Annotated in this window: 10 protein-coding genes; 5 read left to right on the top strand and 5 right to left on the bottom strand. The window is 68.1% G+C overall.

Features of this window, described 5'->3' with window-relative positions; genetic code table 11:
* The 4 genes from NS4_RS33185 to NS4_RS02970 all read right to left on the bottom strand — a co-directional run.
* On the bottom strand, window positions 1-361 hold a 361-nt coding region (locus NS4_RS33185; RefSeq protein WP_245665020.1), incomplete at its 3' end, for a hypothetical protein.
* Between the two features lie 120 nt (window positions 362-481).
* Complete coding sequence (locus NS4_RS02980; RefSeq protein ID WP_063057875.1) at window positions 482-1,141, bottom strand: NAD(P)H-binding protein; 660 nt, start codon at window positions 1,139-1,141, stop codon at window positions 482-484.
* A gap of 16 nt (window positions 1,142-1,157) precedes the next feature.
* Entirely contained in the window at window positions 1,158-1,661 is a 504-nt protein-coding gene (locus tag NS4_RS02975; protein ID WP_063057874.1) for a DUF2599 domain-containing protein, read from the bottom strand.
* Window positions 1,662-1,798: 137 nt separating this feature from the next.
* Entirely contained in the window at window positions 1,799-2,092 is a 294-nt protein-coding gene (locus NS4_RS02970; RefSeq protein WP_245665018.1) for a hypothetical protein, read from the bottom strand.
* A 277-nt stretch (window positions 2,093-2,369) separates the two neighbouring features.
* On the opposite strand from NS4_RS02970, the gene NS4_RS02965 reads away from it, so the two are divergent.
* From NS4_RS02965 to NS4_RS02950, 4 genes are all read left to right on the top strand, one after another.
* The gene (locus tag NS4_RS02965) at window positions 2,370-3,332 is read left to right on the top strand and encodes a Sco1979 family transcriptional regulator (RefSeq protein ID WP_084486576.1); all 963 of its coding nucleotides are present in this window, start codon (window positions 2,370-2,372) and stop codon (window positions 3,330-3,332) included.
* A 186-nt stretch (window positions 3,333-3,518) separates the two neighbouring features.
* Window positions 3,519-4,544, top strand: a complete 1,026-nt coding sequence (locus NS4_RS33615) for an RsbRD N-terminal domain-containing protein (RefSeq protein WP_063057873.1) — start codon at window positions 3,519-3,521, stop codon at window positions 4,542-4,544.
* Window positions 4,545-4,584: 40 nt separating this feature from the next.
* Window positions 4,585-5,622, top strand: coding sequence for an alpha/beta hydrolase (locus NS4_RS02955; protein ID WP_063057872.1), 1,038 nt, complete (start codon window positions 4,585-4,587; stop codon window positions 5,620-5,622).
* Between the two features lie 701 nt (window positions 5,623-6,323).
* Window positions 6,324-7,523: an esterase/lipase family protein gene (locus NS4_RS02950; protein ID WP_063057871.1), complete on the top strand. Its 1,200-nt coding sequence runs from the start codon at window positions 6,324-6,326 to the stop codon at window positions 7,521-7,523.
* A 235-nt stretch (window positions 7,524-7,758) separates the two neighbouring features.
* Here the strand turns inward: NS4_RS02950 and NS4_RS02940 are convergent, their stop codons facing one another.
* On the bottom strand, window positions 7,759-9,345 hold the full coding sequence (locus NS4_RS02940; RefSeq protein WP_063057869.1) for a GMC family oxidoreductase: 1,587 nt from the start codon (window positions 9,343-9,345) through the stop codon (window positions 7,759-7,761).
* Window positions 9,346-9,484: 139 nt separating this feature from the next.
* Here NS4_RS02940 and NS4_RS02935 point away from each other — a divergent pair, with 139 nt between their 5' ends.
* Window positions 9,485-10,126: a hypothetical protein gene (locus tag NS4_RS02935; protein ID WP_063057868.1), complete on the top strand. Its 642-nt coding sequence runs from the start codon at window positions 9,485-9,487 to the stop codon at window positions 10,124-10,126.
* The last annotated feature ends 4 nt before the right edge of the window (window positions 10,127-10,130 follow it).

The following is a 10,130-nucleotide window of genomic DNA, read 5'->3' as shown; positions in this document are numbered from 1 at the left end:
CCCGGATGAAGGTCGACGCGACGCGCCAGAAGGTATCCGGCCGCAATGACCGGAAATCCCAGTCGTCCGCCAATGCGTGAGCGGTGCTGACGATCTGATCGATATCGAAATCGTCACGAGTCGCCGCGCCGGTGGATTCGATTGCATCAATCACGAATTCCACGGCGGTTTCGCGCGTCGAATCGCCTAGCGGGTGGCCGCTGTGGAGGCCGAATGTTGTCATATCAATACCGTTCGCCGGCTTGCCGATCGGGGCGGGATCGATCCTTGCTGGAGTAGTTGCGAATCGGGTCGGATCCGTCGGACTCTTCCTCGGGCGCGGCAGTGAACCACTGGCGAATGGTGTCGTCGGCTCACTCACGCGGCCTCCCCTTGTTCTCCCCTGTATAGCGGTGTGGGAAGAGTCTAGGTCGCTGGTGCTTTCAAATGCAAGTACATCTGCACGATCGATTCTTGTGCGCACAAGGTTTTCGATACCGGATCAGCGTGCCAGCGCGGCAACAGCGGCCTCGATCGGTGTGCTGCCCGCGACCAGTTCCAAGGTGCGGCCGGCGGTATGGTCGGCTCCGAGTAGCGCGGCGAGTACCGCGGCCACATCCGCGCGCGAAATATCCCCACGGTCGAGCCGCGGTGGCGCCAGGGTGACCGCACCGGTGCCGGGGGAGTCGAGCAGCCGTCCGGGTCGCAGGATGGTCCAATCCAGGTCGCGGCCGCGCAGATCGTCCTCGGCCTGGGTTTTGGCGTCGATATAGGCGGCCCACACCTCGTCGGTGCCGGCGGCCGGGGCCAGACCCGCACCCATCGCCGAGATTTGCAGGAAGCGACGGGTCCGCATTCGTTCGGCGGCTTCGGCCAGCAGGACCGAGCCGTCGCGATCGACGGTGTACTTGCGGGCCACCCCGCTGCCCGGACCGGCGCCGGCCGCGAAAACGACCGCGTCCGCACCCTGGACGGTCGCCGCCAGGTCGGTCACCACCGCCTGCTCCAGATCCAGGACCACGGATTCGGCGCCGGTCGCGTACACCTCCGGCGCATGGGCGGAGTTGCGGATCAACGCGATGACGCTGTGGCCCCGGCCGGTGAGGAGTTCGGCGAGCAGGAGGGCGATCTTGCCGTGTCCACCGGCGATGACGATGCGCATACGGGTCCTTTCGTGGTCAGCGTTCGGGTCCGCCGGGATTGCAGGCGGCGTCGACGGTCGCGTCGTAACCCACCGGTGGCCGCCAGGGCTCGAGATTCCAGGTGGGTTTGTCCGGCGCGATCAGGCGTGCCCACTCCCAGTGGCAGCGGAACTGATCCCACATTCCCGGGCTGTCCGCGGCCGGATCGGCGGTACGGATCTCTCGCCAGGCACGGAGGTCGGAGCCGGGAAAGGTGGTGTCACGGCCCGCCTGTGTCGGGTGGACCCTCAGGCGTGGGCCGTCGGCGTTCTCGGTCCATTCCACATGGTCGATCAGGGCTTGCCCGGCGTACGGATCGATGGTGGGAGTGGGGCGGGGAGTGTGGGTGATGGCGGTCGCCGGGGCCGCGATCGTGGTAGTGGTGGCCGCGGGTGCGCGGTCGGACCCGGCATCGGAGTTCGAACTCACGCATCCGGTCGTGGCCAGGGCCGAGAGGATCGCCAATACGCCGGCCGCGCGGGCCGCGCATTCGATCGGCATACTCGCTCCTGCGCCTCGGAGCCGGCCCGCCCGTCGCGCCGGCTGTCTCCGAGCCTAGAGGGTCGCGCCGCCGTGGCGGGGATCCGCCGGCGAGTGTGGCGCGTGCGGGGATACGCCCCCCGCGCACGGCCGGCCGCTCAGCGCCAGAGGCTGTGGCACGGGAGCCGGCGTAGGCCGGGCCTGATCTTGTTGTCCACCGTCACGGTGAGTCCCGCGTGCCATGCGGCGGAGGTGAATTCCCAGGCTTCGGCATTGGTCGCCGCGTACTCCAGAACGAGGGCGTTACCCGCGGCGGTGCCGTCGAAGTAGACCGTGACCCGGCGGGTGAGGTGGTCGCGGGAGATGTCGTCGCGTTCGGCTGTGGCCGGTGTCGTGGCGTCCAAGATCCGCGTCTCCTTCCAGGCGTCCCCGTCGGCGCCGTTGTGTGCCACAGTAGGTCCGCACCATTGCTGAGAACATGTTCCGGGTTGCCGCTCTGGGGAATTCACAGCACGCAGCCCACGAAGGTCGGGGTGGTTCACCACCGGGACACGCTCGCGCAGTCGCGCCCCCGTAGCGGGGATCGCGTGTATGAGCCGCGCCGCAGCCGCCCGGCTCGGCGTAGCCGACCGTAGATCCCTCTCCGGCGAATGTCGTTCACGCCACGGCTGTTTCGTTTGGTCTCCGGTACCGCTCCCATGCGAAACTCGAATAATGGGTGCATCTGGAATGCGATCGGCAGTGGAGGCGGAGACCTCGGCCGCCCCGGGGTTCACGGCGCGAGCCGCGGCCGACGGCGGGCCGACAGTGCTGCGGATGGTGCTCGGTGGCCGGTTACGGCGGCTGCGTGAGGCCAGCGGGTTGTCCCGGGAACAGGCGGGTGACCATATCCGCGGTTCGGATTCGAAGATCAGCCGGCTCGAGCTCGGGCGCACCAGCATCCGCGAACGTGATCTGGTGGATCTGCTCGAGCTGTACGGGGTCACCGACACCGAGGAGCTCGACGCGTTCCAAGAACTCGCTCGCCAGGCCAATACCTCCGGGTGGTGGCACCGGGACAACGACTGGTTGCCCAAATGGTTCGATATGTACCTGGGGCTCGAGCAGGCCGCCCAGGTGATCCGTTGTTACGAACCGCGTACCGTGCCGGAGCTACTACAAACCCCGGACTATGCGCGCGCCCTGCTGACCCTGGCGCATCCGGGGGAGCCGGAGGACGCGATCGAACGCCGGGTCGCGCTGCGGATGCGCCGCCAGCACATTCTCGATCGACCGCATCCGCCGCATCTGTGGCTGATCGTGGAGGAAGCCGCCCTGACCCGACGTATCGGTGGCTCGAGGGTATGGGGCGCGCAGATCGACCGGCTGCTCGCCGCGGCCCGCCGGCCGCACATCACGGTGCAGATCCTGGCCGACCATGTGGGCGGTCCGGCGCTCGCCGACGGGGCGTTCACCTATCTCCGGTTCGCCGAGGCCGATCTACCCGATATCGTCTATCTGCAACAGCTCACGGGCGCTCTCTACCTCGACAAGCAAGCCGACCTGGACGCCTATCGCGCGGTCGCCAATCAGCTGTCGGTGCACGCGGCTCCACCCGAATACACGCCGGGCCTGTTGACGGCCCTGCGCCGGCGCCAGCCACGGATCATGGACCAGCCGGCGCGCCGGGAACAGGGTGGCGCTGATCGCTGACCGCTCCGGGGGCCGGAAGGGATCGCTGTGCCTTCGCGCCGAATTGCCCGAGCAGCGAACTGCCGAGAGGTACCTCGTTACCGTCTTGTGATCGAACCCAAACCGTTGGCCGGTCACTGATGAACTCTCCGGAGTCCCGGTAGAACATATCGATCGGCCGCAGAAGCAGGTTACTGTCCGGTAGTTATGGTGGGCAGTAGAGCCGATTCCAGGAGCGCGGACCTGGAAGCCGAACTCGTGGCGCATCTGCGGCGCCCCGATCGATTCGGCGCAACCGCGGATATGGTCACGACGGTGCGGCGGTGTCTCGCCGATATCGCCGAAGTCCTCGCCCCCGAACCCGCCGCTCCCGCCGCCGCGCCACCGGCGGTCGTGACAGCGGCGGTGCGCTGGGCGCGGGAAGGGGTGGCGCTGGAAACGGTGCTCACCGCCTGTCACGAATGTGCCCGGGACGCATTGGAATTCCTCGCCGAGCGGATCGCCACTGCAGCGCTGCGCGCCGAGGCGATGGTAGACGGTGCCCGTTTGCTGGTCCGGGTGGTGGAGGTGGCGACCACCGCCGCCGCGGCGGCGTATCTGGACGAGCACCGGGTCGTCGCCCGGGAACACCAGACCTCGGCGCAAACCATGGTGGCCGCCTTGCTGAGCGGGCACGGGGTGGCCGCGCTGGCGAAACGGTCCGGCTTCCGGGTGGCGCCGGCCTATCAGGTGGTGGCGCTGGCGCTTCCGCCGCACGCCGAGGAACGAGCGGGCGGCCCGGAGGCGGTCTCGGCGGCACGCCGGAAACTGCGCCGGGTGCAGGCCGCGCTGGGCACTCCGCTGGGGTCGCGTTCGCTGTCGCTGCTGCGTGCCGACGGTGGCACTGTGCTGATCCCGTTGGACACGTACCGATCCGGTCCGAGTGGCCGCACCGCGGCGGGCCTGATGAGCACAGAGGTGTTGCAGTTGGTGGCCGAGGCCGCGGAGGTGCGACCCACGGCGACGGTCGCCGCAGGCACCACCGCGGAGATCCCGGAACTGGCGGGACGCACCCATGACCTACTGGACCGGCTCCGTGCCGGCGGCCGGCCACCCGGTCTGTACCGGATAACCGACGACGCGGCCGCCGAACAGGACGGCACGGTGGCCGACGCCATGCGGGTACATCGGCTGCCACGTCCGGTCGCCGCGGCCGCCTCGCGCGCCCGTCCGGGCACACCAGGAGCCGCGTGATGGGTGACCCGGGTGTGGGAGCGTGACTGCGAGGTATGAGATGAGAGCACGGGTTTCGATCCTGGCCGCCCTGGCCGTGCTGAGTATGGTCGCCGCCGCGGTGGCACCTGCCGCTGCGGCCCCCTCGGGGGATTCACCGCCTCCGGCGCCCGCTCCGGTTCCGAGCGCACAGGAGTCCGGCGGCCGATTGCTGCGCGTGCAGGTGCTCGACGATCGGCGGATCCGGTTGCACATCCGCTCGGCGGCCATGGGCCGCGAGATCGCGATCGACACCTTGATCGGCTCCGGTCCGGCGCCCCGGCCCACGCTGTATCTGCTCGACGGTGTGGACGGAGGCCCGACCTCGGGCTGGCTGACCAAGGGCGGCGCGGCCGAGTTCTTCGCCGACAAACCGGTCGATGTGGTGCTGACCACCGGGGGCACGGCCAGTATGTATGCCGATTGGATCCGGGTGGACGCCGCGCTGGGCCTGAACCGCTGGGAGACCTTCCTCACCGAGGAACTACCACCCATCGTCGAAGAGTACTTGGGCTCGAGCAGAATCCGGGCGATCGCCGGCGTTTCCATGGGTGCGCAGGCGGCGATGATGCTGACCCAGCGCCACCAGGGTCTCTACCGGGGCGTCGCAGGGATGAGCGGCTGCTATTCCACCTCCGACCAGCTCGGCCGTGCGGTGACGACCATGACGGTGGCCTCGCGCGGCGGTAATCCGGAGAATTTGTTCGGACCGCCCACCTCGCCGGAGTGGCTCGCCCACGACAGTCTGCTCGGCGCGGACAAATTGCGGGGCACCCGGATCTATGTTTCGGTGGCCAGCGGTTCGCCCAGTAACGCCGCGCTCATGTCGATCGGTGACAGCCCGGAAATTCTGGCGGTTCTGCTCGGCGGCGGCTCGCTGCTGGAAGCGGGCGCCCATCTGTGTACGCAAAGATTTGCCACCCGTCTCTCCGAACTCGACATTCCAGCCGTGGTGGAGTATCTGCCCGAAGGGATGCATTCCTGGCCGGATTTCGAAGTGCAATTGCATCGCAGTTGGCCGACCTTGAGCGCCGCTCTCGAATTGCCGCAGGGTTCGTGAATCGCCGCGATCCGCGGAATTCCCGGGCAGACAGGCGGACCGGCTCTCGCGGTGGCCTCGGTGCTGCCGCCACCCGGGTACCGCCGGTGCCGATCGATTAAGACCGCGGTGCCGGTCGAGCGCATGAGCGCGGTCCCGGCACCGTGCGGCCGGGCGTACGCCGCCGAGCACCCGTACCCACTGGTCCGGTGGGTACGGCTGATTCGACGGCGGGCTGCTACCGGCCTGTTCACGGGAAGGCGGCGTTGACGGCCGCGGTGGCCGGTGATCTTTGGTCCCGGCGGCGCGGGTGCCGAGGCCGCGGGCTGGACGGCGATGACGCGCGGAGTCGGCGAGTGCGGCGGATGGGGAACGCTCCGGGCGAATCGAGCCGAGAGAATCGCTCGATCCGAATAAACGGATCCGCCGCGCGGTTCTTTGTTTGTTCGATAGGACAGTTCACAGTTCCGCACCGGTTTTTTCCGGACCGATTACGGCCGAGTCCGTCGATTCCCGGTCGTCGTAGGAGCATCTCGCCTGGAACCCGGAGCACTTGCTCTGTGACGGGCGCCAAATCCGCTCTCTGCGATTCGTGAGCTCCCCAGTTCCTGATTGCGCAGGGCCGCAAATGGATTCGGCGCCCGTACTGTCAGCGCAGCTCGCCTGCCGGGAAACAGGGCGTCAGGCGAATCGGACAGTAATGTGCTCCAGGAAGGTCCTCGATGACAAAACTGAACCCTGCCCGGCTGCGGTCGGCGGTGTTGCTGGCCGCCACAGTGCTCGTCTGCGGACTCGCCGGTACGGCCGCCCAGGCCGAGCCTGTGGTCGCGCCGACCGAACAGGATCTCGCCGCCTATATCGCGGCCGGCCGCACCGGTGCGCCGGTAGCCGGCTCCGGAAGCGCCAGCGGCTCGGCCTGTAACTCCGGCAGCGGGGCCGGATCCGGTAACGGGTCCGGCGACTGTTACGGCGGATCGGGCAGCAGCTCGGGCCTGTCGGGCGGATACGCCTCCGATACGGTCGGTTACGGACCGTCGCAGACCGCGTGGCTGGCCGCCTTCGGTTATGGGCTTGCCCATGGTGACGCGGCACCTCCGGGTGCCAACGACTGGAATTGCAAACCGACCGCCGAGCATCCGCATCCGGTCCTGCTCGTTCACGGCACCTGGATGAACGCCTACAACGGGTTCGCGTTCATGGGGCAGCCGCTGAAGGATGCGGGCTTGTGCACCTTCACCTTCAACTACGGTCGCTCGAACTTCATCCAGGGCGGCGGTGTCGGGTCGGTGCTGCCCGGCACCATGGGCACCGGTTACATCCAGGATTCGGCGAAACAGCTGGCCGTATTCGTGGACCGGGTCCTCGCGGCGACGGGGGCGCCGGAGGTCGATGTGATCGCCCATTCGCAAGGCGGCTCGATGGCCAACTGGTACACCAAGTTCGAGGGTGGGGCGGACAAGGTGGACAAGCTGATCACCTTCGGCGCCACCCATCACGGCACCACCCTCGACGGGATCGGGGCGCTGGGCCGGGCCATCAACAACTTCGGTATCGATATCCTCGGGTTCATCGAGATATTCGTCGGCCATTCCGGTATCCAGCAGACGGTCGGCTCGGATTTCGTGAACGAACTCAACGCCGGCGGCGATACGGTGCCGGGGGTGGACTACACCGTCGTGGGCACCCGCTACGACGAGGTGACCACCCCCTACGATCTGACCTTCCTGCGCGCGGGCCCCGGCGCGACAGTCCGAAACATCACTCTGCAGGACGGCTGCGAACAGGATCTCTCGGATCATCTGACGGTGATGTACTCCCCGCGGGCGCTGTCCATCGCGCTGCACGCACTCGACCCCGCCCGGTTCCCGGCGCTGCAATGCACATTCAATCCGTGGCTGATCGGTGGCGGCGGCAAGTTGTGACCGGGGGATAGACGGGTGTGCTCGCCAGTCCGGCCGGCCCGACTCCACCGGTCGGCTCGGAGCACACGCGGCCGCCGCGGATCAGCACGGGTCGTCCGCCTCACGGCCTGTGTCCCCTCATCCGCGCGCGGCGGCAGGACGCCCACCGGGTGGCCACCGCTCAGGTCACCCGGTGGGCCCGGGCGACCCGGTTGCCACCGGCCCCGTACCGCGTCCGGGCCGGTGGCACCGCGGTCTAGTCGCGGATGAGGAAGTCGGCCGCCTGGGCCCCGATGAACATACTGGGCGCGTGGGTGTGCCCCCGTATCAGCACCGGCATGATCGACGCGTCGGCGACCCGCAGACCCCGTACGCCGCGCACCCGCAGTTGCGGGTCCACCACACTGTTCGCGTCCGAGCCCATCCGGCAGGTGCCGGCCGGATGGTAGAGAGTGTGCGAATAGCGGTTGAGTGTGAGCGCGCGAGTGGCTTCCGACGCTCCGTCGGCAGGCGCATCCGGCGGATAGCAGAGCGGGCCCAGTACCTCCCGCATGGCGGCGGTATCGGCGATCTCGGCGCAGTACCGCAGGCCGGTCATCAACGCCGCCCGGTCGATGCCCTGTTCGTCGGAGAGGTACTTCGGATCGATCACCGGCTTGGCCAGCGGATCGCCGGAGGACAGTGTGATCGTGCCGCGACTGTGCGGGCGCACCAGGACGGTCGCCAGGATGACGCCGTGGGCGGTCGGCTCGATCAGGCCTTCGTGGTAGAACGGCGCGGGTGCGTAGACCAACTCGAGGTCGGGGTGTTCCAGCTCGGGCCGGCTGCGAACGAATCCGTACGCTTCACCGACGTTGGAGGTGAGCATGCCGCGATGGCGCAACAGGTAATTGATCAGCTGGGCCGGTTTCTCGGCGTCGAACAGCGAATCGGTGTCCACCCCGTAACCGAGTCCGGTGACGAGATGATCCTGCAGGTTGGCGCCGACCTCGGGCGCGTGGTGGCGGACGGTGATCCCGTGGCGTTCGAGTTCGGCGCGATCGCCGATACCCGAGAGCATGAGCAGTTGCGGGCTGTTGATCGCGCCGCCGCAGAGTACGACCTCGATACGGGCCGTCACCTTCTCGATCCGGCCGCCACGCGAGTACTCGACACCGACGGCCCGGTCGCCGTCGAACAATACCCGGGTGGCGGTGGCCTCCGGGTACACGTCGAGATTGCGTCGCTTCAGCGCCGGTCGCAGATACGCGTCGGCGGCGCTCCAGCGCCGTCCCTTGTGCTGGGTGACCATGGTCTGGGTGAAACCCTGCGGTTCGGACAGGTTCGGTTCCTCGACCGGGAAACCGCGTTCGGCCACGGCGCGCAGATAGGCGGCGGTCGACGGGCGCGGGCTGCGCTGGTGAGAGATGTGCAGGGGCCCGCCGGTGCCGTGGTCGGGGTCGGTCGCACCCTCGACGTTCTCGATCGAACGGAACTGCTCGACCGCCCGGTCGAAGCCCCACTCCGGACCTCCGGCGACCGACCACTCCTCGTAGTCGGCGCGGAAACCGCGCACCCACATCTGGGCGTTGAGTGAGGACGAGCCGCCGAAGGTCTTGCCGCGGGGCCAGTAGATCTGCCGATCGTCGAGCTGGGGCTGGGGTTCGGTGAGGTAGTCCCAGTCGTAGGGGGTACGGAACAGTTTGGCGAAGGCGGCCGGTATGTGGATGAATTTGTCCTTGTCGGCGGGGCCGGCCTCCAGCAGGATCACCGAGCGGCCCGGGTCCGCGCTGAGCCGGTTCGCGAGTACGGCTCCCGCCGATCCCGACCCGACGATCACATAGTCCGCACTGACTTCTGTCACCTTCGCACCTTCCGATCTCGTGTACCCGCAAACATACGAGAACGGAGCCGCACGCGAGGCGTCTTCGCCGCAGCGTACGAATCGATCGGAAAAGCTCGTTCGCGGGTGACTTCGCGCGCCACCGGGGTATAACCGGCGCATGAGTTACCCGGTGGATTTCGGGGTGCTGCAAGCCGGTTCGATCCTCGCGATCATCCTCGGTGTGGCCCTGCTGGTTTCGGCGTTGTTCGCATTGCGCAAGCGGGGGCCGCGGGCCCTGATCGCACGGGGCGCCGGTGGCGCGCTACTTCTGGCCGCCGCGGCGCTGGTGCTGTGGATCGCCACACTCGTCCAGACCTACCTCGGCCTGACCGGGGAGGTCCGGGCGGCGCACGTGGTGGTGGCCCCGGTCTCCGGCGCGGAGCATCAACTCGAGGTGCAACTGACACTGTTCGACACCGACGGCGGCACCACCGAGCGCAGTACACACCGGGTCGAGGGCGATATGTGGGTACTGCAAGCGCAGTTGGTGGAGCTGCAACCGTGGGTCAATGCCCTCGGTTTCCATTCCGGGTACAAGGTGTCGCGGCTGTACGGGCAGCGGCTCGACGGGGTGGCCACCACGCAGAACCACATCTTCCTCAACGGCGGGGACCGCGACTTCTTCGAGGATATGAGCGAAAACCGCTGGTTCACCTCGCCGTTCGTCCGGTCGGCCTACGGCAACGCGGTGATCGCGACGCCCGGCGAATACGACGTGTTCATCTCGCGCGACGCCATCAAGACCCGCGCGGTGGAGTGAACGC

Origin of the sequence: Nocardia sienata NBRC 100364, from assembly GCF_001613205.1 — a bacterium.
Lineage (GTDB): Bacteria > Actinomycetota > Actinomycetes > Mycobacteriales > Mycobacteriaceae > Nocardia > Nocardia sienata.
This window is presented reverse-complemented; position numbering and strand designations above follow the sequence as displayed.

Coding starts and splice junctions, on each gene's coding strand:
- NS4_RS02980 (WP_063057875.1), bottom strand. CDS start 1,141: ATGCGCATCGTCATCGCCGGTGGACACGGCAAGATCGCCCTCCTGCTC.
- NS4_RS02975 (WP_063057874.1), bottom strand. CDS start 1,661: ATGCCGATCGAATGCGCGGCCCGCGCGGCCGGCGTATTGGCGATCCTC.
- NS4_RS02965 (WP_084486576.1), top strand. CDS start 2,370: ATGCGATCGGCAGTGGAGGCGGAGACCTCGGCCGCCCCGGGGTTCACG.
- NS4_RS33615 (WP_063057873.1), top strand. CDS start 3,519: ATGGTGGGCAGTAGAGCCGATTCCAGGAGCGCGGACCTGGAAGCCGAA.
- NS4_RS02955 (WP_063057872.1), top strand. CDS start 4,585: ATGAGAGCACGGGTTTCGATCCTGGCCGCCCTGGCCGTGCTGAGTATG.
- NS4_RS02950 (WP_063057871.1), top strand. CDS start 6,324: ATGACAAAACTGAACCCTGCCCGGCTGCGGTCGGCGGTGTTGCTGGCC.
- NS4_RS02935 (WP_063057868.1), top strand. CDS start 9,485: ATGAGTTACCCGGTGGATTTCGGGGTGCTGCAAGCCGGTTCGATCCTC.